This is a genomic window from Streptomyces sp. NPDC018000, from assembly GCF_044328025.1.
GTDB lineage: Bacteria > Actinomycetota > Actinomycetes > Streptomycetales > Streptomycetaceae > Streptomyces.
Window position 1 is genome coordinate 337,495 of record NZ_JBIRGM010000001.1, and the last position, 23,876, is coordinate 361,370.

The 23,876-nt window shown below is 68.4% G+C and carries 24 protein-coding genes and 2 pseudogenes; 17 read left to right on the forward strand and 9 right to left on the reverse strand.

Going from position 1 to position 23,876, the window contains the following annotated elements; all coding sequences use genetic code 11:
* Positions 1-194: 194 nt before the first annotated feature.
* Positions 195-905, forward strand: a complete 711-nt coding sequence (locus ACH4EW_RS01685) for a DUF4328 domain-containing protein (RefSeq protein ID WP_398250005.1) — start codon at positions 195-197, stop codon at positions 903-905.
* Positions 906-918: 13 nt separating this feature from the next.
* On the opposite strand, the pseudogene ACH4EW_RS01690 reads toward ACH4EW_RS01685, so the two are convergent.
* Positions 919-1,056, reverse strand: a pseudogene (locus tag ACH4EW_RS01690) (transposase); the annotation flags it as partial.
* 77 nt (positions 1,057-1,133) lie between these two features.
* On the opposite strand from ACH4EW_RS01690, the gene ACH4EW_RS01695 reads away from it, so the two are divergent.
* On the forward strand, positions 1,134-1,661 hold the full coding sequence (locus tag ACH4EW_RS01695; RefSeq protein WP_398250007.1) for a GNAT family N-acetyltransferase: 528 nt from the start codon (positions 1,134-1,136) through the stop codon (positions 1,659-1,661).
* 214 nt (positions 1,662-1,875) lie between these two features.
* On the opposite strand, the gene ACH4EW_RS01700 is transcribed toward ACH4EW_RS01695, so the two are convergent.
* Positions 1,876-2,175, reverse strand: coding sequence for a DUF397 domain-containing protein (locus ACH4EW_RS01700; protein WP_398250008.1), 300 nt, complete (start codon positions 2,173-2,175; stop codon positions 1,876-1,878).
* Complete coding sequence (locus ACH4EW_RS01705; RefSeq protein ID WP_398250010.1) at positions 2,156-3,010, reverse strand: helix-turn-helix domain-containing protein; 855 nt, start codon at positions 3,008-3,010, stop codon at positions 2,156-2,158. Before ACH4EW_RS01705 ends, ACH4EW_RS01700 begins: the two co-directional genes overlap by 20 nt.
* A 198-nt stretch (positions 3,011-3,208) precedes the next feature.
* Here ACH4EW_RS01705 and ACH4EW_RS01710 point away from each other — a divergent pair, with 198 nt between their 5' ends.
* Together ACH4EW_RS01710 and ACH4EW_RS01715 are read left to right on the forward strand one after the other, a co-directional pair.
* On the forward strand, positions 3,209-3,436 hold the full coding sequence (locus ACH4EW_RS01710; RefSeq protein WP_398250012.1) for a hypothetical protein: 228 nt from the start codon (positions 3,209-3,211) through the stop codon (positions 3,434-3,436).
* Positions 3,436-3,861 carry an ATP-binding protein gene (locus ACH4EW_RS01715; RefSeq protein WP_398250014.1) on the forward strand — a complete coding sequence of 142 codons (426 nt, stop codon included), beginning with the start codon at positions 3,436-3,438 and terminating at the stop codon, positions 3,859-3,861. Before ACH4EW_RS01710 ends, ACH4EW_RS01715 begins: the two co-directional genes overlap by 1 nt.
* A 67-nt stretch (positions 3,862-3,928) precedes the next feature.
* Here ACH4EW_RS01715 and ACH4EW_RS01720 read toward each other — a convergent pair whose 3' ends face one another.
* Positions 3,929-4,333, reverse strand: coding sequence for a PIN domain nuclease (locus ACH4EW_RS01720; RefSeq protein WP_398250016.1), 405 nt, complete (start codon positions 4,331-4,333; stop codon positions 3,929-3,931).
* Positions 4,330-4,566, reverse strand: coding sequence for a type II toxin-antitoxin system VapB family antitoxin (locus tag ACH4EW_RS01725; RefSeq protein WP_398250018.1), 237 nt, complete (start codon positions 4,564-4,566; stop codon positions 4,330-4,332). Before ACH4EW_RS01725 ends, ACH4EW_RS01720 begins: the two co-directional genes overlap by 4 nt.
* Positions 4,567-4,782: 216 nt before the next feature.
* Here ACH4EW_RS01725 and ACH4EW_RS01730 point away from each other — a divergent pair, with 216 nt between their 5' ends.
* Positions 4,783-4,935: a hypothetical protein gene (locus tag ACH4EW_RS01730; protein ID WP_398250020.1), complete on the forward strand. Its 153-nt coding sequence runs from the start codon at positions 4,783-4,785 to the stop codon at positions 4,933-4,935.
* Here the strand turns inward: ACH4EW_RS01730 and ACH4EW_RS01735 are convergent.
* Complete coding sequence (locus ACH4EW_RS01735; RefSeq protein WP_398250022.1) at positions 4,932-5,069, reverse strand: hypothetical protein; 138 nt, start codon at positions 5,067-5,069, stop codon at positions 4,932-4,934. The genes ACH4EW_RS01730 and ACH4EW_RS01735 overlap by 4 nt on opposite strands.
* A 1,244-nt stretch (positions 5,070-6,313) precedes the next feature.
* Here ACH4EW_RS01735 and ACH4EW_RS01740 point away from each other — a divergent pair.
* The 3 genes and pseudogenes from ACH4EW_RS01740 (at position 6,314) to ACH4EW_RS01750 (ending at position 9,595) form a co-directional block, all read left to right on the forward strand.
* The gene (locus ACH4EW_RS01740) at positions 6,314-7,819 is read left to right on the forward strand and encodes an ATP-binding protein (RefSeq protein WP_398250024.1); all 1,506 of its coding nucleotides are present in this window, start codon (positions 6,314-6,316) and stop codon (positions 7,817-7,819) included.
* Between the two features lie 676 nt (positions 7,820-8,495).
* Positions 8,496-8,708: pseudogene (locus tag ACH4EW_RS01745) on the forward strand (transposase); the annotation flags it as partial.
* A gap of 134 nt (positions 8,709-8,842) precedes the next feature.
* The gene (locus tag ACH4EW_RS01750; RefSeq protein WP_398250026.1) at positions 8,843-9,595 is read left to right on the forward strand and encodes a hypothetical protein; all 753 of its coding nucleotides are present in this window, start codon (positions 8,843-8,845) and stop codon (positions 9,593-9,595) included.
* Here the strand turns inward: ACH4EW_RS01750 and ACH4EW_RS01755 are convergent.
* Positions 9,583-9,789 carry a hypothetical protein gene (locus ACH4EW_RS01755; protein WP_398250028.1) on the reverse strand — a complete coding sequence of 69 codons (207 nt, stop codon included), beginning with the start codon at positions 9,787-9,789 and terminating at the stop codon, positions 9,583-9,585. The two genes, ACH4EW_RS01750 and ACH4EW_RS01755, sit on opposite strands and share 13 nt — an antisense overlap.
* 298 nt (positions 9,790-10,087) lie before the next feature.
* Between ACH4EW_RS01755 and ACH4EW_RS01760 the strand changes: the two genes are divergently transcribed.
* On the forward strand, positions 10,088-10,906 hold the full coding sequence (locus tag ACH4EW_RS01760; RefSeq protein WP_398250030.1) for an RNA polymerase sigma factor: 819 nt from the start codon (positions 10,088-10,090) through the stop codon (positions 10,904-10,906).
* Positions 10,906-12,084, forward strand: a complete 1,179-nt coding sequence (locus ACH4EW_RS01765; RefSeq protein WP_398250032.1) for a hypothetical protein — start codon at positions 10,906-10,908, stop codon at positions 12,082-12,084. Before ACH4EW_RS01760 ends, ACH4EW_RS01765 begins: the two co-directional genes overlap by 1 nt.
* 210 nt (positions 12,085-12,294) lie before the next feature.
* On the opposite strand, the gene ACH4EW_RS01770 is transcribed toward ACH4EW_RS01765, so the two are convergent.
* Positions 12,295-13,227: a L,D-transpeptidase family protein gene (locus tag ACH4EW_RS01770; protein WP_398250034.1), complete on the reverse strand. Its 933-nt coding sequence runs from the start codon at positions 13,225-13,227 to the stop codon at positions 12,295-12,297.
* 241 nt (positions 13,228-13,468) lie between these two features.
* Between ACH4EW_RS01770 and ACH4EW_RS01775 the strand changes: the two genes are divergently transcribed.
* The 3 genes from ACH4EW_RS01775 to leuE all read left to right on the forward strand — a co-directional run bounded on the left by ACH4EW_RS01775 (position 13,469) and on the right by leuE (position 16,469).
* Positions 13,469-15,049 carry a methylmalonyl-CoA mutase gene (locus tag ACH4EW_RS01775; protein ID WP_398250036.1) on the forward strand — a complete coding sequence of 527 codons (1,581 nt, stop codon included), beginning with the start codon at positions 13,469-13,471 and terminating at the stop codon, positions 15,047-15,049.
* 90 nt (positions 15,050-15,139) lie between these two features.
* Positions 15,140-15,751 (forward strand): Uma2 family endonuclease, encoded by a 612-nt coding sequence (locus ACH4EW_RS01780; RefSeq protein ID WP_398250037.1) that lies wholly within the window; start codon positions 15,140-15,142, stop codon positions 15,749-15,751.
* 58 nt (positions 15,752-15,809) lie between these two features.
* Positions 15,810-16,469: a leucine efflux protein LeuE gene (leuE, locus tag ACH4EW_RS01785; RefSeq protein ID WP_398250039.1), complete on the forward strand. Its 660-nt coding sequence runs from the start codon at positions 15,810-15,812 to the stop codon at positions 16,467-16,469.
* Between the two features lie 248 nt (positions 16,470-16,717).
* Here leuE and ACH4EW_RS01790 read toward each other — a convergent pair whose 3' ends face one another.
* Complete coding sequence (locus tag ACH4EW_RS01790; protein WP_398250041.1) at positions 16,718-17,902, reverse strand: helix-turn-helix domain-containing protein; 1,185 nt, start codon at positions 17,900-17,902, stop codon at positions 16,718-16,720.
* A 594-nt stretch (positions 17,903-18,496) separates the two neighbouring features.
* On the opposite strand from ACH4EW_RS01790, the gene ACH4EW_RS01795 reads away from it, so the two are divergent.
* The 4 genes from ACH4EW_RS01795 to ACH4EW_RS01810 all read left to right on the forward strand — a co-directional run bounded on the left by ACH4EW_RS01795 (position 18,497) and on the right by ACH4EW_RS01810 (position 23,801).
* Positions 18,497-18,874, forward strand: coding sequence for a glycine-rich domain-containing protein (locus ACH4EW_RS01795; RefSeq protein ID WP_398250043.1), 378 nt, complete (start codon positions 18,497-18,499; stop codon positions 18,872-18,874).
* Between the two features lie 67 nt (positions 18,875-18,941).
* A complete protein-coding gene (locus ACH4EW_RS01800; RefSeq protein WP_398250045.1) occupies positions 18,942-19,583 on the forward strand; it encodes a class I SAM-dependent methyltransferase in 642 nt (213 codons plus the stop codon).
* A gap of 337 nt (positions 19,584-19,920) precedes the next feature.
* Complete coding sequence (locus tag ACH4EW_RS01805; RefSeq protein WP_398250047.1) at positions 19,921-21,438, forward strand: hypothetical protein; 1,518 nt, start codon at positions 19,921-19,923, stop codon at positions 21,436-21,438.
* Complete coding sequence (locus tag ACH4EW_RS01810) at positions 21,435-23,801, forward strand: glycosyltransferase (protein WP_398250049.1); 2,367 nt, start codon at positions 21,435-21,437, stop codon at positions 23,799-23,801. Before ACH4EW_RS01805 ends, ACH4EW_RS01810 begins: the two co-directional genes overlap by 4 nt.
* Positions 23,802-23,876: the final 75 nt, after the last annotated feature.

The following is a 23,876-nucleotide window of genomic DNA, read 5'->3' on the forward strand; positions in this document are numbered from 1 at the left end:
TGGGCCGGGGATACGTTCGCAAGCCGCGCGCTCCGGGAGGGCGCGCGTTCCTTGCGTTTCTGGCTCAGAATCCTGGGGGGTTCCACTTCATGCTCTGCTCCACCTGCCGTCTCAGACCGCCGGTCACCGCGGACGGGCACTGTCTTCTCTGCGCCGGGCCGGCGGGGGCGGCGGCTTCGACGCCTCAGGCTCCGATGCCGCCGGTCCCGGCCTTCGTCGCTCCGCAGCAGTATCTGCGTTCGCCGGACGGGCTCGCGATGGCCGTCGTCATCCTGCTGACCGTCGTCGCCGTGACGGATCTGCTCGCCGTGGCAGCGGGGCTGAACGTCCGCAGGCTGCTCGCGAACGGGCTGGAGAACGACTTCGCGACGTACGACCACGCGGAGGCGGCCCTGGCGGACAATCTGTACGGGTCCGCCAGCTTGCTGCAGGATGTCATGGCCCTGGCCACTGCCGTCGTCTTCATCATCTGGTTCCGGCGGGTGCGGCTGAACGCCGAGGTGTTCGACCCGAGCATGCAGCCGATGGCGCCCGGCTGGGCGGTCGGTGCCTGGTTCGTCCCCATCGCCAACCTGGTACTGCCGCGCCGGATCGCGGGCGGCATCTGGACCGCGAGCGCCCAGACCAACACCGACGGCAGCTGGCGCACGGTCCCGGCCACCCCGATGAATCTGTGGTGGGGAGCGTGGGTCTGCTCGCTCGTCTTCTCCTGGGTCACGTTCCGGCTGTACATGAAGGCCGAGGACACACAGGAGATCATCGACACGACGGGCCTGATGATGGCGTCCGACGCGTTCGACATCGTGGCCGCGGTGCTCGCGATCCTTTTCGTACGCAAGCTGACCCGGATGCAGGGGGAGCGGGCGGCACTCGGTCTGTATCCGCTGGGCACACAGCCTTACTGATCTTTCGGAATGAGGTTCGGAGCCATCGCGAGCAGATGATGCTGCAGGCGAGTTGGAGGAGTCCCAGGTGGAGGTCGGCGCGTATCTCGTAGCGGATTTGGAGCCGCTTGAACTGGTGGAGCCAGGCGAAGGTCCGCTCGACGACCCAGCGGGCGTAGGGCGCGGAGGCGCGGGCACCCTCGCATAGGCTGGGCGCCTCATCCGACGCACTGCGACGAGGATCAGCCCATGCGCAGCAGCACCAGGATCCGCCTGATCGAACCCACCGACGCCGCCCCGATCGCCGCGCATCGGGTGCGGGACTTCGAGGCTTTCCGGCCGTGGGAACCGGCCCAGCCGGCCGACTTCTTCACTCCGGAGGGCCAGGCGGAGCGGATCGACAGCCTGCTGGCCGGATACCGGGCCGGCGCGGTCTGGCCGGGCGTGGTGCTCGCCGACGACCAGGTGATCGGGCAGGTCACCGTCGGAGGCATCCTGCCGCAGCCGCACCTGCGCCGCGGCTCCGTCGGATACTGGATCGCCAGCGTCGCCCAGAACCAAGGGCATGCTGGGAACGCCGTTGGGCTTGTACTCCGGGTGATGACAGACGAACTCGGGTTGCACCGCGCCGAGGCGTCCACCAATCTGGAGAATCTGCCGTCGCAGCGGGTGCTGCGCCGCAACGGGTTCAGCCCGTACGGCGTCGCGCACTCCTCGATCTTTCTCGACGGGAGCTGGCGGGACGGCCTGCTGTGGGAGCGGGTTCTCGGCGACTAACTGACCACCTCAGAATGAGTTCGCTTGTAAGGCTTGGCAGTTGGGGTTGTGGCGGCAGAGTCGTGCGTGTGTCGGATGATCTTGTGCCTGATGACCGGTGGGAACGGGTAGCCGCAGATCCTGAATGTGGCTAGGAACTCCTGAGGCCGTACCCACGACCAGGGCTGGTCATGGGTACGGGCCTCCGGGGCGATGGGGCGTTTTCGGACTGGCCCTACGCAGATCGGCGGCCGGGTGCGTCCTTGAGGGACGCGACGAACGACGTCCAGGCGGGGGCCGTGACCGTGAGGACCGGGCCGTGGGTGAGCTTGGAGTCGCGGACGGGGACGATGCCCGCGAGGCCGTCGGCGACCTCCACGCAGTCCCCGCCGGTGCCGTTGCTGTGGCTGCTCTTGCGCCAGCGGGCGGCGCCGGGAAAGGCCTCGGCGACCTCCACGCAGTTCCCGCCGTCGCCGTTGCTGTGGCTGCTCTTGCGCCAGACGGCCGTGCTCAAGTCAATCCCGTTGCTTGCCATTTCGGTGATCCTCAGCCGCTTGCTCGATCAGGGAGAGGGACGCCTCCGGAGGCAGTGCGGCGGCCCTGAGCAGATCGTACGACCTGCGGTACTCCTCCACGAGGGCCGGATCGTCGATGGTGTCACCGCTGTGCTGGGACTCCAAGTAGACCAGCGGTGGGGCATCAGGGAAGGCCATGATCTTGGCCATGCCCATCATGAGGGGATGCGGGCCGCAGTTCCACGGAAGGATCTGTGGAACGATCCGGCGGCGCCTTGCCAGCGCTGCGATCCGATCCAACTGTTCGGCCGCCTGTTCCGGAGGAAGCACCGGCTGGGTCAGCAACGACTCGGACAGGATCGCCCAGTACATCGGGGTCCTGTGGTCGTCCTCGAAGAGGCGAGCACGCGCCAACCGGGCGGTGACCTTTTCCTCCACCTCGTCATCGGGTGCCAGCGGCATCGCCGCCCGGACCACCGCTCGCGCGTACGCGTCCGTCTGCAGCAGACCGGGAATCAGGGTCGGGCACCACTCCTCGATGGTCTCCGCGTGCTTCTCTGCCTCCAGCACCCGCTCGAAGTAGCTGGCGTGGCCTCGCCTCTTCGCCTTCCGTACGTCCTCGCAGCGGCGCTGGAAGAAACCGTCGGTACCCAGCGCCCGGTCCACGTGCTCGGCCAGTTCGGCCGGCATGCGGCGCTGCCCGCGTTCGATCTCGCTGAGGTGGCTGGGGCCGTAGAAGCTGCCCTCCACCAGCTGCTGGAGAGTCAGCCCGGCCGCCTCCCGTTTCCAGCGCAACTCCTTGCCGTAGAAGGTCGGCACACTTGCCGACCCGTCGATGTCCTTGCGCTGTCCCATCGTTCACCGCCATTGGTGTCGTTGCCGCCCGTTTCGCAGCGTGTCCGCCCGAGTCCCTGGGATTCCCGCGCCGATGCCAACGCGCGAGGGCATAGGCGCAGTTCACGGCCGGGAGCCCGAAGGTCTTTCACGGTAGGCCGTGCCGCGTCAGAGTGTGAGCGATTCGTCACAGAGCGCACTGGAAGGTGTGACACCCCCATGAACGACCACCCCCACGACGGCACGGGTACGGACGCCGATGCGCAGGACTGCGTGAACGACCTGCGGGCCGCCCTCGCCGCCCACGGCGTCACGCTGCCCTCCCTCGGCATCGACCTGCCGACCTTCACTGCCCGCTACCGCACTTCGCCCCTCATCACGCTGGGCAACTGCAACCTGCCCACCGCACGCGCTCTGGCCGCCGCGCTGTGCAAGGGAGTCGCGTGATGCGACAGCCGCTGATCCTGGAGCTTCTCGCCACTCCCGAGGCCGTGCCAGAGGTGCGCCGCGCCTTGCGCGCGTACCTGGGCGTCCCCTGTGCCGACCTTCAGTTGTGTGCCACCGAGCTGATCACCAATGTCATCCGCCACCTCGGCGAGGGCGTCCCCGTAACGGTCCGCGCCTCGTGCGACCAGGACCGTGCGCGATTGGAGGTCACCGATCCCGACCCCAGGGCCCTGCCCGTCCTGTGCAGGGCGGCCAGCGACGACGAGACCGGCCGCGGCCTCACTCTGCTCGATGCCCTGGCGCTGCGCTGGGGCGTGGAGCAGGGCCCCGGTACCAAGACGGTGTGGTGCGAGCTTCCGGGCGGCGACCGCACGTCCCCTGATGAGCCCTCCGCGGAGATCGGGCTTACCGTCGGCGTACGCTGACCGGGTCCGCAGTTCCGGCAGTCGGAGGTCGGTCCTCCCGTGCCGCCCTACCTGGTTTCGGCGACTGTCACTCGCCGATGCGGCGCACTGGCTGGCCCGTGACACGGGCAATCGTCTCGAAGTCAGCATCCTGGTGGAGGACTGTGAACTTGTGATGTCGGGCAGTGACGGCGACGAGTAGGTCAACGGGGCTGGCGCACTGATGCCACCCGCTGTCCGCGAGGCGTTGCTGCAGATCCGCGGAGTCGTCCCATGCGGAGTCGCGTATCGAGTAGTAGGGGAACGTCTCGCGGAGCAGGCCGTCGGCTTCGTAGTACGCCGCACGGCCGCCGACTGCCCGTAGATATTCCTGCCTTACCGGTTCGCAGAGCCCTACCAGCCCTGCGGTGACGAGCTCGTCCCAAGCGGGACTCGCCTGACGCCGGTAGAAGCGCACCAGGGCGCTGGTGTCGATCAGAAACAGCTCGCTCACGCGGCGGACCGTCCGCCGTCGTCCGGGTGCTCACGGCCGGGGTCGATGACCGAGAAGTCGATCTCGCCATCGGCAACCATCTGCCGCATCCGCTCCACCGCTGCCGCGCGACGCCGCCGGTCGGCGATTTCGCGTAGGGCCGCGTTCACGGTGTCCTTCTTGGTGGTGGTACCCAAATGTCGTGCAGCCTCTTGCAGGGCTTCGTCGTCCAAGTCGATCACGGTGCGGGACATGGCCACCCCCAGGATGCGTATATACGTTTCGAAAAGAAGATATCACGAGACGCTGGCCGGGCTTGTGGCGGAGTTCGGACGGAAGACGCCGTGTGGGCCGTGTGGGGAGGTCGCCGACCCTGACCCCGGGCCCTGCCCGTTCTGTGTACGACGGCCGACGACGGCGAGACCGGCCGCGGCCTCACTCTGCTCGATGCCCTGGCGCTGCGCTGGGGCGTGGAGCAGGGCCGCGGCACCAAGGCGGTGTGGTGCGAGCTGTCGGGCGGCGAGCGCACGTTCAAGCAGGGCGTACGGCAGGAGAACCAGGGCCCGCTCAACGGGAAGGTCGAGCTTCCCGTCGGCGTGCGTGTGTCATCCGGCCGAGGCTAGCGGTCGGTGTTGACGCTCAGGTGCCGGAAGCGGATGAGCGTCGCTGCGATGGACGTGAAGCCGATGAAGTGCCGGGCTTTCGTTCGTGACGTCGGTGCGGCTGCCCGCAGAGTGCGGTACGGTGATCGGGTCATTACGCTCTGTGTGCGTCTGCGCATGGGGCGGTCCCCGGAGGTGTTAGCCGCACCAGCCGAGGACCTTCACCACGAGTGGATACGGAGTCCACCGGGATGCTTCGGCATGCTATCGCGCCCCTTGGGCGCTACACGAAAGCCTCGCATGACATCGTGCGTCATCCGCGTCTGAACAGTGACGCGAAGATTCTGCTCCTGTACGTACAGGGGCTTCCCGAGGATCAGACCGGGAAGGCGCTGAGTGATCACGCGCGGAAGGTCGGGATCACAGGGTCCGCGTACAAGACCGCGAAGAAGCAGTTGGTGACGCATGGGTTCGTGCATGACCTGAAGGAGCCTGTGGGGCGTGGCCGGTGGGTCACGGTGCAGGTGTGCTCGAACGTTCCGCTGACGAGTGAGGACGTGGCTGGGCTGCGTGGCGAGCCGTCGCCGGGTGCGCGGTTTCCGGCGGTCGGCGAGCCGAGTGGTCGGGCGGTCGGCGGCTTACCACCGGTAGATGAAGAACTTGATAAGAAGTCACCCCACCCCCCTCCCGAAGCCGAAGCCGAAGCCGGAGCGGGAACCGGAGCCGGAGCCGGAGCGGGTTCCGGGCCTGGCGGCGAGCCGAGTCCCGAAGTGGTGCAGGGGGAAAGGGTGTTGTTGTCGTTGCGGCACGAACGGCGGGAGTTGCATTTGGGCGTGCGGGAGGCTCGGGGGCTTGCGGAGGCCGCGGCTGAGTGGTTGCGGCGGGGTGTCTCGGCCGCTGATCTGCGGCGGGCGTTGGTGAGTGGGTTGCCGGAGGGTGGGGTGCGGTCGGCGGTGGGCTTCTTGCGCCACCGTCTCGTACACAAGCTGCCCGAGGCGGCCCCGTATGCGGAGTTCGGTCCGCCGGATCCGGTGGCGGAGCTCATCCCGTGTGCGGGGCCGGGGGATGAGCATGTGTTCCGGTCCGTGGGTGGTGAGACGCACTGCGGGCCGTGTGTGCGGGAGGAGACGCACGCCGTCCGGGCCGCCTTGCGCGATGAGGTCGCGGCCCAGCCCGGCCCCCTCCCGTGGCGAGAACGCTTCGCAGCCGTGGCCGCGATGGGCGGGGCGTCCGCCTCCACGGCATGAGGAGCGGGCGGATTGGCGCCCTCTGCGGTGTCGCTCCGGTGAGGAGCCGCCCCTGAGCTTGCCCGTCGGGACTCGGCGGTCAATTCCAGTGCGACGTATTCTGTCGAAGTACACTTAGACGCATTCCGCGCAGTCGATGTGTAGGAGGGCGAGTGAAGAAGAGCCCGCTGGCCAAGCCGGACGACGTGGTGGATCGGGAGCGAGAGTGGGATCTGCTCGCGGAGTTCCTCACCGACCCGGATCCGGCGATGCGGCTCGGCATCGTGTCGGGGCGGTGGCGGCATGGGAAGTCGTACCTTCTGCGGGCCCTGTCCGAGCAGGTCGGCGGCCTGTACGTCACAGCGGTCCGGGAGGAGGGGCGGCTGCCCGCGATCCAGCGGTTCAGTGACGCGGTCGCTGCCCACGCCGGCCTGCGGCCAGGGAGTCTGCGTCTGACCGACTGGCGTGACGTCCTGTCCAGTGCCCTTGATGTGACCGCCCGTTCGTCGCACCCGCTCCTGGTGATCGACGAGTTGCCATATCTGCTCCAACATTCGCCTGAAATCCCGGGGCTGCTGCAACAGCTCTACGACGAGCGCCAGCGGGGCGCCCGCGCCGACGCCGGGCCGGGTCCGCGGCTGATCCTGTGCGGCTCCGCGATGAGCGTCATGCACGAACTGCTGTCGGGGACCAAGCCGCTGCGGGGACGTGCCGTGGTCGATCTGCGGCTGGGTGCCTTCGACTACCGTGACAGCCGGGCCTTTTGGCAGATCGCCGACCCGCTGACCGCGCTGAAGGTGCACGCGGTCATGGGCGGGGCCCCGGGCTACCGGCCGGTGGCTGCCCGGCCGCATCCGGACGACGGCTTCGACACTTGGCTCACCCGGACACTGCTCGACCCGGGGCGGGCGGTGTACTCACGTACCGAGACCGAGTACCTGCTTCGCGAGGACCCGAGGATTACGCAGCACACGCTGTACTACGACATCCTCACCGCGATCGCGCAAGGCGCCACCACTCCCAGCAAGATCGGTGCCGCCCTGGAGCGCCCGCGCAACGCTGTCGCTCACCCGCTCGGAGTGCTGGAATCCACCGGCTACATTCGGCGGGAACAGGACATCCTCCGCTCCAGGCATCCCGTCATCACGCTCGCCGACCCCGTTATCCGCTTCAACCAGCTCATCACCCTTCCGCAGGCCGCCGCCGTGGAGCAGGGCTTCGCCGAGCAGGTGTGGCAGCAGGCCGCTCCGACTTTCAACTCCAAGATCCTCGGGCCTCACTTCGAGGACTTGGCCCGCGACTTCACCCGTCGTTACGCCTACACCCTGTTGCCCGGTGGGCTGCCCGGCCCGGTCGGTACCACCGAGGTCGCCGACCAGGCCGCCCGGACGAAGCACGAGGTCGATGTCATCGCCCTGGCTGCCGGCGAGCGCCCGCAGGCTCCCCGCGCGAGGATCGCGCTGCTGGGCGAGGCCAAGGCGACCGCCGCCCGCGGCGGGACCGGTGACCTGGAGCGCCTGGAACGTATCCGTGCCCTGCTCGCAGATCAGGGGTACGACACCACTGCCACCACTCTGGCCCTGTACTCTCTGCACGGCTTCTACCCCGACCTGGTCGACCTGGCCACCCGTCGTGACGACCTTCTCCTGGTCGATCTGCACACCCTCTACAGCAGCTGACTCCAAGAGCGGCCGGTCTTCGAACCGGGCGCGTAGGGAGTGGCCGACGGCAGCCGGTATTGGACCAGGCCGTACGTTTCCAGGTAGCCGTTGGCCCGCTCGACCAGGCCCTTGGCCTCCGGGTCGCGGGGGCGGGATCACCTTGCAGGCCAGCAGCCCGGCCAGCGCGGCGAACTCATGCCCGAGGACGGCCCGTCCCTCACGGCGGCGGTCGATGGCGGGCCCTCTGATTCCGCCCCGTCCAGTCATTAGGTCTGAAATTGCAGGTCAGAGCCACCGTATTGACGCAATCAAAAGATTCGACCACCCTGAGGCGCCGGCTGCTCGCTTCTGGGGCGAGCGCACCCAGCGAAAGGAAATACTGTGGCGAAGGGTCACAAGTGTCCGAACTGTGAAAAGAATACGCTTCAGCCGTACACCACCAACCAGTTGAGGTGCTCTAACTGCGACACGATCGTGAAGAAGGACCAAGTATCCTGAACTACGAGCACCTGCTCCACTACCTCAACGGCATGCACGCCCACCCCAGCGGCAGATCGTGATCTCGCCGGCGGGGGCCGGTGCGGACATGGGTGCGGCCACTGTTGATCACCGACGTGTGAAGACAAACGATCACGCAGTGGCCGCAAGTCACAGCGTGGACCCTGCCCGTTGGCAGGAGGTATTCGAGGTCCTGATGGGCCGGATCGCAGGCCGGTTCGCCCGGGTCGCACCCCGTCGCCGGATACGGCGGTTGGTGCTCGGACTGCTCTCGGACCTGCCACGCAAGAACTGCTGGACCATCGCCGAATGGGCCGGGGACGCCACCCCGGACGGCATGCAGCACCTGCTGGACCGCGCCAAGTGGGACGCCGACGCGGTCCGCGACCTGGGCGGCTACATGGTCGAGCTGACTCTTGAGGGCGAGCCCAACGCTGGGACTCAGCGTCAGCATCAGCCGCCGGGCTGGAGCTCTGCGGGAAGTCTCGCCGCTGTGACGCAAGATGAGCCTCTACGGACTGGCACGCTGCTACGGTCACGCCTATGACGCTCTCGGCTTATCCAACTCGTGCCGTCGATTTGCGGGTTGAACCGGTTGATGAGGTTCTCGATCGTGTGGAGCGATCGCTTCAGACACGCCTGAATCGGGACACCGTAGTACGCAAGCGCCGCTCGATTGGCACGCGGACGGACCGTGATACGTGGGTACGTATCGAGAGGCGAGGACTCGACCGGATCGGGGTCCAGGGTGGGGATGGCACGGAGCTGCTGCCGGGGGCGCCGGTGGGCAGCGCAGTGGTGGCGGAGGATCCGCGGCTGTCCGAGGAGTGGTGGGCCGTGCTGAACGCCTCTCTGGATGCCCTCGCCGCGCAGAACACCAACCGGATCGCGACACCGGATACCGAGACCCTCACGCAGGAACTCGTCACGGGAACGATCCACAGCGTCTTCCCCGGCGTCGATACGGCCGTGGTCGAATGGCGTTCGGCTCATGCGGACTTCAACTGGGCGAATATGACGGCGCCGGTGTTCTGCGTGTTCGACTGGGAGGACTGGGGCATGGCCTCGTGCGGCCTGGACGCGGCGAATCTATGGGGCGCCTCTCTCGCCGTCCCGGCTCTGGCCGACCGTGTCCGCAGCGAGCGGCGTGACGATCTGGATACCCGGGACGGCAAGCTGATGACGCTGTTCGTCGCCGCGAAGATCCTCGGGCCCTACGCCGACCCGGACGACCCCCGGCTGGGGGCCGCCTGGGAGACGGCGGAGCGAGTGGTGAAGGAACTTCAGACGGGCTGACGGCGGGCCTGGAGGAGCTGCCGGTACTCCCGGACCACCTGGTCGTCGACCTCGTACGCCAGGGCGCCGATCAGCTCCCGATACTGTAAGCGCCGAGTGGCGGGGGCCTGGAAGCCGGCCTCGGGAACGGCGCAGCGTATCGGTCTGGGGAGGATCGGGTGAACGCCCGGATGCGTTGGTCGCGGGTTGGTCATGCAGGGGCTCCGCGCCCTGGGTATTGCTCCGGCCGGAGCGGGGGAATACGAGGACGACCGGGGCCGCCACCCCCCACAGGAGAGGCCCCGGTCGTCTTCCACGGGGCCGTAGGACGACCCCGTACTCTTCTCAGCGCCGTCACAGCGTTTTCTGTCACACCGCCCCGTACCCGAAGGATGTTGCAGCTTGTACAAGTCGTGGACGCGGCCCCCGCGAAGGACGTAGCGTGCGAAGTCGCGCAGGGGGCGTGGCAGCGATGACCAGCTGCGATTCGGGACAGCAGGACAGGTTGAGGGAGTGCTGGGGGACGACGCGGAGCTCACTGCCGCGGTGCTCGCGGCACAGGACGGGGACGAAGACGCCTTCCGTACTGTGTACCGCGCTGTACAGCCGCGACTGCTGAGCTACATAAGGACATTGGTGGGTGATCCGGACGCCGAGGACGTGGCGTCCGAGTCGTGGCTGCAGATAGCGCGAGACCTCGACCGGTTCAGCGGCGACGCCGACCGCTTCCGTGGCTGGGCGGCGCGGATAGCCCGTAACCGTGCCTTGGATCATCTGCGGATGCGTGGCAGGCGCCCCGCGGTCGGCGGCGACGAGTCGGAGCTGTCGGAGAGGGCGGCCGAGTCCGACACCGCCGACGAGGCGATGGAGGCCGTGGCCACCGGCCGCACGATGTCGCTCATCGCCCAGCTGCCGCAGGACCAGGCCGAGGCCGTGGTGCTGCGGGTGGTCGTCGGCCTGGACGCGAAGAGCGCGGCCCAGACGCTGGGCAAGCGGCCGGGGGCGGTACGTACCGCGGCGCACCGGGGACTGAAGCGGCTGGCCGAATTGCTGCGTACGGACGGTGGGGACAATTCCGGCGGCCGGCCCGGGGGCGGGGACGGCAAGGGCGGGGACGGCAAGAGTGGCGACGGCCGTGTCGAAGGCGGCGCGGGCATCGCCGCGGACCGTGTTCGCGCGGGCGATCCGGCGGATCTGGCGGCCCCTCACGGAGGCGCGGCAGACCGGACGGCGGAACTCGGCGCCGTGCCCTCCCAGCGCCCCTCCCGAAGCGGTAGGGCGGCGCCGGCCGGTGTGACGCATTCGCATCTGTGGACGCAGAAGGACATGTGATGGCCGACGAGCACTACGAATGGCTTGACGAGGACGCGGCGGAGAAATTGCTCCGCGGCGAACCGGTCGATCCCGTCGCCGGCCACTCGTGTACGGAAGCGGAGAGGCTCGCGGCAGCACTGGACGCCGCCGCACGGGCCGTCCGTCCGGCCACCGGCGAACTGCCGGGCGAGGCCGCGGCGCTGGCCGCCTTCCGCTCGGCCGCGCACTCCGCGGGCGCAAGGACGCGGGCGGCGAACCCGCAGGAGAAGGGGTACGCCGAGACGGGCGAACCGGCATCGGACGACGTACTCGGACCGGTGCGCATGCGGCCCGCCTCCGGCGGCTTCGCCCCGGACGGCTCCGCTTCCTCCGCGGCCTCCGGCCGTACCCGTACCCGTACCCGTTCCCTGGGCTGGAGCCGGCCCATTCGCTTCGGCCTGGTCGCCTCCTTCGCGGGTTGCGCGCTCGGCGGGGTGGCCGTCGCCGCGAGCACCGGGATGCTCCCCGGACCGTTCGGCGAGCGCACCCCCGTGCCGGCGAGCTCCGTCTCGGCCGCGGCGACGCCCGAGGAACTCGGCTCGGGGGAGGTCACCGGCGAGAGTCCGTCCGCACAGCGGTCCGCATCCCCGCGGACGGAGCGCTCCACGTCTCCGGCGGATCCCTCCGCACCCACCGGTGACCGGGACAGCGACAGAACCGGCAAGGGCGATGACAAGGGCGACGGCAAGGGCAACAACAAGGGCGACGACAAGGGCGACAGCAAGGGCGACGGCGACCGGAAGCCCGACGGCACCGCGAGCGGATCCTCCAAGGGCGCCGAGAACGGCAAGCGGCCCGACGGCTCCGGGAACGGCACCTCCGGCGGCTGGTACGCCAAGACGCTCAAGGCCTGTCAGGACTACCGCAACGGCAGGCTGGACGAGGACACCAGACGGTATCTCGAAGCGCTGGCGAAGGGCGCCCGCAATCTGGACCGGTTCTGCGACCACCTGATCGACAAGGGCGACAACGGTCAGAACAGCCCGGGCCACGGCAATGGCAGCGACGGCGAGCAGGACGACGACGGCGATTCGAACGGGGACAGAGGCGGCTCCCACGCGCTCCCGGCGATCCGGCTCACCGCCCCGCCCTTGGCCACGCTCTTCTCGCCGGGGGCGGACCGGGCGTCCGTCGGCGCGGTCGGATCAGCCCGCTGAGCCGTGCGCGCCAGTCTTTTTCAAGCCGCTCACCATGAGGTGTGACATTTTTCGAGACCACGGCGCAGTACAGGGTGAGCCGACTGGTCATCGGCAGCGCACAGAGCCGGGGTTCCCCCCGTACCTACGGCTCAGCGCACTGGCGCGGGCGGGACACGTTCCCCCGGTCCCGTCCGCGCCCCTTTTCTTCCGGCCGGACAGGCCTAAGGCCTACCCGTAGACGACGACCTTGTCGCCCGTTCTCACCTGGGCGAAGAGCGAGGCGATCTTTCCCTCGTCGCGGACATTGACGCAGCCGTGCGAGGCGCCGTTGTAACCACGGGCCGCGAAGTCCGCCGAGTAGTGCACCGCTTGGCCGCCGCTGAAGAACATCGCGTACGGCATGGCCGAGTGGTAGATCGTCGACACATGGTGCCGCGACTTCCAGTAGACGGAGAAGACGCCTTCGCGGGTCGGCGTGTACTGGGAGCCGAAGCGGACGTCCATCGACGAGACGACGCGGCCGTCGATCATCCATGACAGCGTCCGGCTGTTCTTGCTGATGCAGAGCACCCGGCCCGTCATGCAGCGCTTGTCCGGCTTGGTGACGGGCAGGGTGGTCGGCGGATTCAGCTCGGCGGCCGTCGGCTCGTGCGTCATGCCCAGCAGCTTCTGCCAGGTGACGGTGTCCGTCCTGCCAGTACGGGAGAGGCCACGCTTGCCCTGGAAGGACTGGACGGCGGCGACCGTGACGGCGCCGTAGTAGCCGGTGGGGGAGCGGTCGAAGTGGCCGATCTGCCGCAGCCGGGCCTGCAGTTCCCGTACCTGCCTGCCCTCGGAACCGCTCGCCATCAGCGTTGTGCCCTGCGGGTCCGGCTTCGGCGCGGGTGTCGCGGTGGTCTTCGGGGACGGTGACGCGGTGGGCGTCGGGGAGGATGGCGATGTGTCCGGCGATGCCGACTGCGACTCTGCGGGCTTGGCGTCGTCGGCCGTCGTGGCCCGGGGTGGCGACGACTGCGCCGCGGACGCGCTGTCGGCGGGCTGCGCCTTGCAGCCTGCGGTCGCGGCGGTCATGGCGAGAACGGCGAGTGCCGCGGTGGTCGTGGTCCCCGCCCAGCCCCGTCCCCAGTGTCGTGACGTGCTTCCGGTGATGCTGCGGATCATCTCGTCCCCCTGATTCTTCAGGTTTCTCCGGTGTCCCATGGGACGGATTCCCGCTCTGCCCGGTTGCCAAAGCCCGCGCATGATGGGGAGAGCGGCGGCGAGGGCCGTGGGGAAGGGCTGTGAGCAAGGTCCCAGCCCGTGCACCTCCACCGGTCTCGCGCCCGCCGCTACAGTCCGTCGCGGGAATCCGTGGTTACCGGCGAGTAGCTTTACTGGACAGCTTCAGCGGGAGGCACAGCAGATGACGCGCGAGTCGGAGTCGGGACTGCCCATCGAGCCGGTGTACGGGCCGGACGCGCTCGACGGGTGGGACCCCGACGACAAGCTGGGAGAGCCGGGCGCCTACCCCTTCACGCGCGGTGTCTACCCGACGATGTACACCGGCCGGCCGTGGACGATGCGCCAGTACGCGGGTTTCGGTACGGCCACGGAGTCCAACGCCCGCTACAAGCAGCTGATCGCCAACGGCACGATGGGCCTCTCCGTCGCCTTCGACCTGCCCACCCAGATGGGCTACGACTCCGACGCGGCGATCGCGTCCGGCGAGGTCGGCAAGGTCGGGGTGGCGATCGACTCGATCGACGACATGCGGGTCCTGTTCGGCGGGATTCCGCTGGACAAGGTCTCCACGTCCATGACGATCAACGCCCCGGCCGCGCTGCTCCTCCTGCTGTACCAGCTGGTCGGAGAGGAACAGGGCGTCACGGCGGACAAGCTCACCGGCACCATCCAGAACGATGTCCTCAAGGAGTACATCGCCCGCGGCACGTACATCTTCCCGCCGGGGCCCTCGCTCCGTCTGATCGCCGACATCTTCAAGTACTGCCGGGCCGAGATCCCGAAGTGGAACACCATCTCGATCTCCGGCTACCACATGGCGGAGGCCGGGGCCTCGCCCGCGCAGGAGATCGCGTTCACCCTCGCGGACGGCATCGAGTACGTCCGTACCGCAGTCGCGGGCGGCATGGACGTCGACGACTTCGCCCCCCGCCTCTCCTTCTTCTTCGTCGCCCGCACCACGATCCTCGAAGAGGTCGCCAAGTTCCGCGCCGCACGCCGGATCTGGGCGAGGGTGATGAAGGAGGAGTTCGGCGCGAAGGACCCCAAGTCGCTGATGCTGCGCTTCCACACCCAGACCGCGGGCGTCCAGCTCACCGCCCAGCAGCCCGAGGTCAACCTGGTACGCGTCGCCGTCCAGGGCCTGGCCGCGGTCCTCGGCGGCACGCAGTCGCTGCACACCAACTCCTTCGACGAGGCGATCGCCCTCCCGACCGACAAGTCCGCCCGCCTCGCCCTCCGTACCCAGCAGGTCCTGGCGTACGAGACGGACGTCACCGCGACCGTGGACCCGTTCGCGGGTTCGTATGTCGTCGAGAAGATGACCGACGATGTGGAAGCCGCTGCCCTGGAGCTGATGCTCAAGGTCGAGGACATGGGCGGGGCGGTCAACGCGATCGAGCGCGGCTTCCAGAAGAACGAGATCGAGCGCAGCGCCTACCGCATCGCCCTGGAGACCGACAGCGCCGAGCGTGTCGTGGTCGGCGTCAACCGCTTCCAGCTCGACGAGGAGGAGCCGTACGAGCCCCTGCGTGTCGACCCCGCGATCGAGGCCCAACAGGCGGCCCGGCTGGCGAAACTGCGGGCCGAGCGCGACCAGGGCGCGGTGGACGCGGCACTGGCACAGCTACGGAAGGCGGCCGAGGGCACGGACAACGTCCTGTACCCGATGAAGGACGCACTCAAGGCCCGGGCGACGGTGGGCGAGGTGTGCGATGCGCTGCGGGAGGTGTGGGGGACTCATGTGCCCTCGGACGCGTTCTGAGGCGACCGCTTAACCGTGAGGGTGATGTCTCGCCGAATGTCCGCGGCCACGGATGAGCTCGTGAACAGTGGTCCCCGAAAGGAGGATGCCGTGGCTGCAATACAGCACGAGGAGCAGGTGCGGGAGCAGGAACGGCCCGAGTTGACGCTCGGCGAGGCAGCCGAGCAGCTCGCACGCTCGCTGACTGGGTATCGCGTGGAGATTCTCCAGGGGAGGCTCACTGCGACACCACCGGCGGACGGAACGCATGCGCTGGCGCTGTCCTGGCTCAGCGAGGAATTCGGCGCCCAGGCGCGCACGGTGGGGCTCAGACTCGTCCAGGGGGTCGGGTTGTGGTTGCCTTCCGGGCCGGAGGACTACGCGATTCCCGATCTGTCGGTCGTCGAGGCCGCTATCAAGGACGCCCACGTCATGAAGAACTGCTACGCCGCCCACGCCTTCCGCATGGTGGTGGAGGTGACGTCGACCAACTGGGCCGACGACCTCGGCCCCAAGGTCGAGGACTACGCCCAGGCGGGCATTCCGGTTTACATCGTGGCCGATCGCAAGCATGACCAGGTGCTGCTCTGCAGTGACCCGCGGGGCGGCGAGTACAAGAACAAGGTGCCCCACAAGCGTGGGGCGTCGTTCACCGTGCCGGACGTGGTCGGTATGGAGATGAAGCTCTCCGTGGACCGCCTCCTCGACGGCGACGAGGACTGACCGGACTTTCCCGAACCCCCCGAACGGAGTGTCGTACCCGCGTGCGACACTCCGTTTCATGCTGGGTGTCACCGACCTTCCGACCTATCTCGCCGGCCTGGTGCTGATCGTCCTTCTGCCGGGGCCGAATTCGTTGTACGTGCTGTCCGTCGCCGCCCGGCGCGGTGTGCGGGCCGGTTATGTGGCGGCGGCCGGGGTGTGGACCGGGGACACCGTGCTGATGACGTTGTCCGCGCTGGGGGCCTCGTCGCTGCTGCGGACGACGCCGGTGCTGTTCGCCGTCGTCAAGTTCGCCGGTGCGGGCTATCTGACCTGGCTGGCGATCGGCATGCTGCGGGCCGCGGTGGCCATGTGGCGCGAGCGGCACCGGCGGGTGGCGGAGCTGACCGAGGAGACCGCCGGACCCGAGGCCGCCGGGGCGATGGAGCGGCCGTACCGGCGGGCGCTGGTGGTCAGCCTCTTCAACCCCAAGGCGATCCTGTTCCTGATCTCGTTCTTCGTGCAGTTCGTGTCGGAATCCAACCCGGCGCTGGGCTTCCTAGTGCTGGGCACCTTGCTCCAGATCGCCAGCTTCCTCTACCTGAGCTTGCTGATCTTCACGGGGTCCCGCCTCGCGGCGGCCTTCCGTCGCCGCAAGACGCTCAGTGCTGGTGCCACCTCTGTAGCCGGGGCGTTGTTCCTCGGGTTCGCGGTGAAGCTGTCCCTGGCAAGCGCGTAGGGGGTTGCCGTGTCTGACCTCCACCAGGCAGTGGCTCTGTTCGCCCGCATGAGCCCGCAGGAGCAGCGACAGGCGTTAGGAGCCCTGGGGCCTGCCTGAGAGGCCCCAGGAGAGCCTCCCGGGGCCCGCCAAGGTGACCCCGTTCTCTTCCCTGGTCGGCACTCCCAGCAGGCGTAAGCGTCGGCCCATCACCATCAAGGTAGACACCAGCTCCAACAGCGCTGGTTAGTTCAGTAAGTTCGGTTTCTTCACACGGGGATACCAGACAGCTTGGACAGTCGTAGCAACTCCGGGTTGCTGCGGCGGTGCAGAGACGACAGGACCCGGAACACCTCCCGCGCCATGGGGTGAATCCGTGCCATCTGGGGGGCGGCCTCCCACGCATCCGACAGGGACTCCAGGGCCCCATCACGGTCTCCCACATCCAGCCGGGCCCTGGCCAGGTTCATACGGGACGGAGCCACGCGAGTAGCAGGCAAGCCCTCCAGGGCCGCGTCAAGGTCTTCTGCCACCCTCAGAGCCTCACGGGGCCGTCCCAGGTCCAGCCGAGTAGCCAGAACGTGTGTGGTCGTGTTCTGGGGCCCAAAGATCATGCTGTGACGGTTCCAATCCCTCTGGAACCACTCGGAGGCTTCCCAGGCCGATTTGATGTGCCGTTCCGCCTCCTTCTTACCTTCCTTCTTGTCCTTGAAGCGTCCGGCCAAGGTCATCCCCCGCAGGTTCAGGAGTCCGACCGCAAAGGCTCTTTCCTGACCTGACAGGCTGGCCTGTGCCTGGCTGATGGCTCGGTCCACCACCATGAGGCCGCCTTCGAAGTCCCCACCATTCAGGTAGGTCCCTGCCCTGTCCCTGGCAGCAATGGCCATGCCCAGGGGGTTGGTCTTCTGCTCGACGGCCCACCTCTGGCGAGTCACGGCGAGTTCCGCCATGTCCATCCACCTGTGCCGGGCGGCAAGCCAATAGACGCTGCTGTAGACCTCAGACAGGGCCATCCAACTATCCAGCGTGTTGGCGGCTTGGGCATACGTCGTGGCGTCTCTCAGAAGACCAGGGAGCACCGCTAGGAGCCGGTCTACTTCCGCCTTGTCCCTGTGCTGTCCAGCGGCCTTCACAGAGGCCCTGAGAGCGTCTTCCTGGACCTCTTGGCGTCCCGGTAGGTCGTAGTCCCGGACGGCCGAGCGGAGAGCCGACAAGCGCTCTTCGTTGTTCCTGGCAACAGAGGCTTTGCCCAGCACCTCAGCCATGCTCAACCCCATGGGCTTACCCAGGTCGGCAGCAACGGCCGGGGTCAAGGTTCGGTCCCCCACTTCGATCTTGGACAGCAGGGAAACGCTGATGTTGGCCAGCCTCGCTAGCTGGCCCTGAGTGAGCCCACGTTCCTTCCGCAGCGCAGCAAGGTTCGCGCCCGGTGCCAGTTCCGTGGTCTTGCCCATGTGTTCAGTCCTACTCAGGAAGACGGTCGCTAGAGCCATCGTCGCAAGCCTTATCAGTAACCGCAGCAGGTTCCTTCACTCCTCACCACTGGGAGTGTGCAGAGCCCTGTGCAACTTGTGTGCAAGTTCCCCACTCACTATCGCCGTTGACTAGATGCAGTCACCAGCGAAAGGCGGAGGTATGAGGCAGGGAACCGTGTGCGAGCCCGGTACGGCCGTGTTCGACAACGCCAGTCAGTTGGTCGGCGTCGTTCAGGCACGCCGGGGCCCCATGCTGATCCTTATTCGCCCCTCCGGTCTCCGCTGGCAGACGCGCGCCGTGTCCGTACGCAACGCCAACGACAGGGATCTGATCCAGCTTGCTGCCTTAGCTCGTCACCACCAGCAGGCACGGACGTTGGCGAAGCTGAGACGGCGCGTGACCCACTGAGACCCCCGCCCTGATCACCCAGGCACATTCGAGTGGCCGGGGCGGGGTTCCATCACCCGAGCACGACAACGCGAAGGGAGCCACTGATGGCAACAGCGGTACAGGTCCGAGACCCCCGAGCCTGCGTCTCTCCCCAGGTGTGGGACCGAGAAGTCCGACTCATCATGCGGGACCACGCCATGGGGCGTGACCTGGCAGAGCGCATCTTCGGTCAGGCCGTCGCCTACCTGGTGACCTCCGCCGAGTACTCCGAGGTCCGCATGGGGCCCTCTCAGGCCGTGGACCTGGGTGTTCACTCGTTCGTGCTCGACTCGATCAACTACATGGCGTTCTGCGACGAGCACGCGGGACGCTACATCCATCACGTTCCACACCTGCCCGGAGAGGGAGCCGAGGAGCCCCCCGCCCTGCGGGACACGGTCAAGACCATCCAGGCGTCCGGATTCGAGATTGACCCGGAGCTGTGGACTATGAAGGGCGCGGCCGAGTGCTCCCAGTGCCACGCCGGGTGCACCGACAGCCCCAATGGCGGGAAGAAGTAGCACAGCGCTGACAGCGACAACTCCCCTCGGGAACGAGGGGAGTTGTCCCCATGAGAAGAGGTTCTACATGGAGGTCGTTGATGCCTGGGAGCGATACGCCCAGGGACGGACGCCACGGAGAGAGACCAACGCTTCCGGTGCTCGCACGTGGCTGAACTGGACTCAGTACCCCGACCACGGCCCTGATGAATCGATCCTCGGAGACCTCCAGGGCCGTACCGTCCTGGAACTGGGCTGCGGTACAGGCTGCAACCTGGCCCACCTGTCCACTCTCGGGGCGACCTGTACCGGCGTGGATATCGCACCCAGCCAGCACGAGAAGGCCGTAGCCCGATGGGGCCACCTTCCCGGAGTCACCTTCCACACGGCAGAGGTGACCGACTACCTGGCCGGCATGGCCGGGCCTTTCGACGTGGCCCTGTCCATCTTCGGCCCCGTCTGGTTCACGGACCCTGAACAGCTTCTCCCCCTGATCCGTAAGAGGCTTTCCCCTGGTGGCGTACTGGCCTTCTCTCACAAGCCCCCGGCCGAAGGCATGGAGCCGGTAGGCACTCTCAGGGAGGCCAAGGCGGTAATCAGGTGGGACTACACCCCAGAGGAGTGGTCGACCTCTCTAACCTCTGCCGGATTCTCCGACATCAAAGCCGAGATCGTCTCTCCCCCAGAAGGAAAGGGCACAGGAACCCTCCTGGTAAGGGCCTACGCATGAGGACCTACGCCTAATAGCAATCCCCGGCTTCCCCAGAATCCGGCTGTCGGCGGGGGCCACTTCGGCGGCCGGTCTGCTGTTCCTGGGATTCGCGGCGAAGCTCTCGCTCAGCAGCGTGTGACCGCGGCGACGTCCAGCGGGGGCAGTGCGCAATTTCCCGTTCCGAAAGGGCGAGTTCACCCGGCGGCCGTACAGGTTTCTTAGCGTGCCGTGAAACCGAGCGCGCGCGCCGTGCATCCGCACCCCCCGAGGGGCGGGGCACTTCCTCCGGCGTGCTCCGGTACCGCACACCCGGATACGCCCCCTCCCCCCACGGGCACCAGACGCTTGGAGCGCCATGAGAGAAGCCCGCACCCGTTGGCCACGGCAGCGTGACACGGCCCCGCCCGAGGGTGTCACGACGCAGCTCGCCGACGTCACTCCGACCGACCTGGACGTGTGCCTGCGCGCCTGCGCCGCGCACAGCGCCAAGCTGGTGGCAGGGCTCGACCGGCGTCGTACGGCACTCGCGGAGGCGCTGCGGCACCTGCTGGCCGTGCACGCCGCGGCACAGTCCGCGCAGCCCGCACCCGCCGCGTCCCCGATCGCGCTGATCCGGCGCCCCGGCAAGGCCCAGGCGGGCACCGCGAGTGCCCTTGCCGGCGAGCTGCTCGACCCGCTGCTCGCGGTCGGCAACAAGGCGCTGGACTGCGGTTACGAGGACGAGCTGAAGCTCGCGGTCCTCATCGGGGACACCGTGCTGACCCAGCGCAGACGTTCGCGGGCCGGCTGGCGGCTGCGGGCCAGGACGTTGGAGGCGATGGGCGCGGAGGACGCCGCCATCCAGGCCTACGAGCGCTATCTGGAGTTCACCGACGACGACGGCTTCGGTGTCGCGGCCAAGGTCGTCGGCCTGCGGCTGGGCGGGGACCGGCAGGACGAGCTGCTGCGGAGGCTGGAGCGCGACTGCCCGGCCGCCGCGGAGTTCGCCGCCCGGCCCGTCACCGAGTCCTGGGCCGAGGGCCTGGCGCTCCAGGCGCGCGGCGACTGGGACCGGGCGAGGCCCCGGCTGGCCGGCGCCCTGCTCGCGCAGGAGCGCGGCGGCGCCCCGGTGACGGAACTCCAGGACGCCACCTCCCAGTACCTCGACCTGGCCATGGAGACGGCCGGAGCGGAACCGGGCGCCATGGCCGGACTCGCCGGACTCATCGAGCTCTACGCCGAGCAGCGCAGAAGCCGCATGCGGGGCCCGGTCGAGGACCCCACCTTCGGCGGCGTCGAGTGGACCACGGTCGGCGAGTTCCGCAACCGGATAGCCGGCAAGTCGATCTGCCTCATCGCCAACTCCCGGCGCGTCGGGGAAAGTTCGATGGGAGCCGAGATCGACGGCTACGACCTGGTCGTCCGCTTCAACTCGTACCGGATCGACCCGGCGGCGACCGGACGGCGCACCGACATCCACGCCACCATCCACAAGCACGGCTTCAACTGGGACCAGAAGGTGCACACCCGGCTGGTCTTCGGCGGGATCTCGGGCGACTGGAAGTACTCCCTGCGCAACCGCCTCGTCCCGGGCGCCCAGCAGTACCTGGGCGACGAGTCGCTGCGCTGGCCGCTGCGGGACATCGGGCGCGTCGGCGCCGACGTCTGGCCGGCCATCCCCACCACCGGGTTCAACATGCTGTGGCTCCTCGACCACCTGGACGTCAGCAGCCGGCTCGACCTGATCGGCTTCGACTTCTACGAGAGCGGCGCCTACCGCCTGCCCGACGCGATGCGGATGCCCATCACCTCCGTGCACGAGTACACCAGCGAAAAGGCGTGGGTCATGGAACGCGCCCAGAGCGTCACCGACATGAGGATCCGACTGCGATGACGACGACTGCGATGACGACGACTGTCATACCCGCTGCCGCTACGGCTCCGCCCGTGTCGCCCGCCCCCGCGAACGCCCTCACCGGCAAGCGCCGGGTCGCCTTCGCGAGCTTCGTCGACGAGAACTACCTGCCCGGCTTCCTCGCCCTGCTGCGCAGCCTCGCCCTCTCCAACCCGAACGTCTGCGAGGACTTCCTCGTCCTGCACGACGGACTGCGCCCCGCCTCCGTCGCGCAGATCCGGGCGCTGCACCCGCGCATCGACTTCCGCCGCGTCGACGCCGGGCACTACGACTCGTATGCCAAGGGCGACCAGGACAACTACCTGGTGCGCAAGGCCTACTTCATCCTCGACGTGTTCCGGGTGCGCGACTACGACACCGTGATCACTCTGGACACCGACATGGTGGTCCTCGGCGATCTCGGTGAACTGCTGAAGCTGCGCGACGGACTGGCCGCCGTACCGCAGTTCTTCTACGGGCAGCACAAGCTCAACAGCGGGCTGCTGGTGATCCAGCGCGAGTATCTGAGCGACGCGTTCTGCGCGAAGCTCGACGAGGTCGGGCGGGCCGGTACGTACGAGCTCGACAAGCACGACCAGGGCATCCTCAACGCCGTGCTCGACGGTGACTTCGTGCAGCTCGACTCCCGCTACAACTTCGTCAAGCGGCGGCTCTCCGGCGACCTCCCGGTCCCCGACTCCACCGCGATCCTGCACTTCACCGGGCGGCACAAGCCCTGGCAGGGCGGCGAGTCGGGCTACGGCCAGGCCGAGGACCGCTGGCGCGAATTCGAGCTGTCCGACGCCGAGTTCCACTCCGCGTACCTGGCGCTGCCCGGGGCCAAGCACCACGACCTGCTGGTCCACTACGGCACCGGGCACGTGCTGCGCACCGGCTCCCCGGAGGCTGCCCGCAAGGTCGCCGCCGCCCACATCGCGGCGGGCGAGTACCAGGAGGCGGCCGATCTGCTGGGCCGGGTGCGGATACCCGTCGACGCGGCCTGGCCGCACGAGGTGTTCGGCCACGCCCTGATGAGCGTCTCCCGCTACGAGGAGGCCCGCGCCCGGCTCCTGCTCGCCACCGCGGCGCCCAACAGGGCCGCGACCGCCTTCGGGCGCCTCGCCCAGATCGCCTGGATCCATGGCGACGACGACGCGGCGGCCCAGTACGCCCTCAAGGGCCTCGGAGTCGACCCCACCCACCGCGCGAACCGGCTGATGTACAAGCGCACCACGGACGTGCCCGCACCCGTGGAGGGCCCGGCATCCGGCCAACTCGCCCATGTGGCCTTCTACATGGAGCGGCAGGGCAACGCCGGGGACAAGCTGCTGCCCGAGAGCGTACGGCTGGCCTTCGGCCAGGACACCGGCCCCCGGCGCTGGCACTCGATCCACGCCCACCGGCTCTTCGACGAGGCCGCGCTGGAACGGGTGAACGAGCGCCGCGGACTGGTCATCGGCGGCGGCGGCCTCTTCATCCCGGACACCGCACCCAACGGCAACAGCGGCTGGCAGTGGAATGTCCCGGACGAACTCCTCGACCGGATCGACGTACCCGTCATGGTGTACGCGGTCGGCTTCAACGCCTTCGACGGCCAGGCCTACGGGCACGGGCGGCAGCGGTTCCTCTCCAGCCTGCGCAAACTCGTGGAGCGGGCCTCGTTCTTCGGGCTGCGCAACCACGGTTCCATCGAGAAGGTCCGTGAGCTGCTGCCCGCCTCGCTCCACGGCAAGGTGCGCTTCCAGCCCTGCCCGACGACGGTGACCAGGCAGCTGGTGGACGGCTGGACGGACCCGGCGCAGCGCGAGAACACCGTGCTGATCAATGCCGCGTACGACCGGGCCGGGCTCCGATTCGGCCATGACTACGGGCACTTCCTGGGCGAGATGGCCACCGCGGTGCGGGAGCTCGGCAAGCGGGCCGAGGTGAGTTGCGTCGCCCACTCGCTGGACGACGAGCGGATCGCGTTCGACCTGCGGCGCGAGCACGGGATCGCGCTGCCGGTGATCCCGATGTACGACTTCGGCAACGACGAGATCCGCGACACATATGCCCGTACGAAGCTGGTCATCGGGATGCGCGGGCACGCGGGCATGATCCCGTTCGGCTGCGGTACGCCGGTCATCAGCCTGATCTCGCACCCGAAGATGGCCTACTTCCTCGCCGACATCGACCGTCCGGAGTGGGGCATCTCGGTCCACGACCGCCACCTCGGCGCCCGGCTCGCCGAGCGGGCGGCCGGACTGCTGGACGACCACGCGGCGGCGGTCGCCGATGTGCACGGCCGGCAGCAGGAACTGTGGAAGGTCACCGAGGCCAACGCGGCGGACCTGCGAGTGATCCAGGGCGGCGTGCGCATCTGAGAGCGCCGGGCGCATCTGAGAGCGCCGGGCACGGAGCAGCCCTCGACAGCCGGACGGGCCTGAGTTCAAGCCCGT

Bases quoted from the DNA above. Each gene is read 5' to 3' on its own strand.
- ACH4EW_RS01685 (WP_398250005.1), top strand. From the start codon at position 195: ATGCCGCCGGTCCCGGCCTTCGTCGCTCCGCAGCAGTATCTGCGTTCG.
- ACH4EW_RS01695 (WP_398250007.1), top strand. From the start codon at position 1,134: ATGCGCAGCAGCACCAGGATCCGCCTGATCGAACCCACCGACGCCGCC.
- ACH4EW_RS01700 (WP_398250008.1), bottom strand. From the start codon at position 2,175: ATGGCAAGCAACGGGATTGACTTGAGCACGGCCGTCTGGCGCAAGAGC.
- ACH4EW_RS01705 (WP_398250010.1), bottom strand. From the start codon at position 3,010: ATGGGACAGCGCAAGGACATCGACGGGTCGGCAAGTGTGCCGACCTTC.
- ACH4EW_RS01710 (WP_398250012.1), top strand. From the start codon at position 3,209: ATGAACGACCACCCCCACGACGGCACGGGTACGGACGCCGATGCGCAG.
- ACH4EW_RS01715 (WP_398250014.1), top strand. From the start codon at position 3,436: ATGCGACAGCCGCTGATCCTGGAGCTTCTCGCCACTCCCGAGGCCGTG.
- ACH4EW_RS01725 (WP_398250018.1), bottom strand. From the start codon at position 4,566: ATGTCCCGCACCGTGATCGACTTGGACGACGAAGCCCTGCAAGAGGCT.
- ACH4EW_RS01735 (WP_398250022.1), bottom strand. From the start codon at position 5,069: ATGACCCGATCACCGTACCGCACTCTGCGGGCAGCCGCACCGACGTCA.
- ACH4EW_RS01750 (WP_398250026.1), top strand. From the start codon at position 8,843: ATGACGCTCTCGGCTTATCCAACTCGTGCCGTCGATTTGCGGGTTGAA.
- ACH4EW_RS01755 (WP_398250028.1), bottom strand. From the start codon at position 9,789: ATGACCAACCCGCGACCAACGCATCCGGGCGTTCACCCGATCCTCCCC.
- ACH4EW_RS01765 (WP_398250032.1), top strand. From the start codon at position 10,906: ATGGCCGACGAGCACTACGAATGGCTTGACGAGGACGCGGCGGAGAAA.
- ACH4EW_RS01770 (WP_398250034.1), bottom strand. From the start codon at position 13,227: ATGATCCGCAGCATCACCGGAAGCACGTCACGACACTGGGGACGGGGC.
- ACH4EW_RS01775 (WP_398250036.1), top strand. From the start codon at position 13,469: ATGACGCGCGAGTCGGAGTCGGGACTGCCCATCGAGCCGGTGTACGGG.
- leuE (WP_398250039.1), top strand. From the start codon at position 15,810: ATGCTGGGTGTCACCGACCTTCCGACCTATCTCGCCGGCCTGGTGCTG.
- ACH4EW_RS01790 (WP_398250041.1), bottom strand. From the start codon at position 17,902: ATGGGCAAGACCACGGAACTGGCACCGGGCGCGAACCTTGCTGCGCTG.
- ACH4EW_RS01795 (WP_398250043.1), top strand. From the start codon at position 18,497: ATGCGGGACCACGCCATGGGGCGTGACCTGGCAGAGCGCATCTTCGGT.
- ACH4EW_RS01800 (WP_398250045.1), top strand. From the start codon at position 18,942: ATGGAGGTCGTTGATGCCTGGGAGCGATACGCCCAGGGACGGACGCCA.
- ACH4EW_RS01805 (WP_398250047.1), top strand. From the start codon at position 19,921: ATGAGAGAAGCCCGCACCCGTTGGCCACGGCAGCGTGACACGGCCCCG.
- ACH4EW_RS01810 (WP_398250049.1), top strand. From the start codon at position 21,435: ATGACGACGACTGCGATGACGACGACTGTCATACCCGCTGCCGCTACG.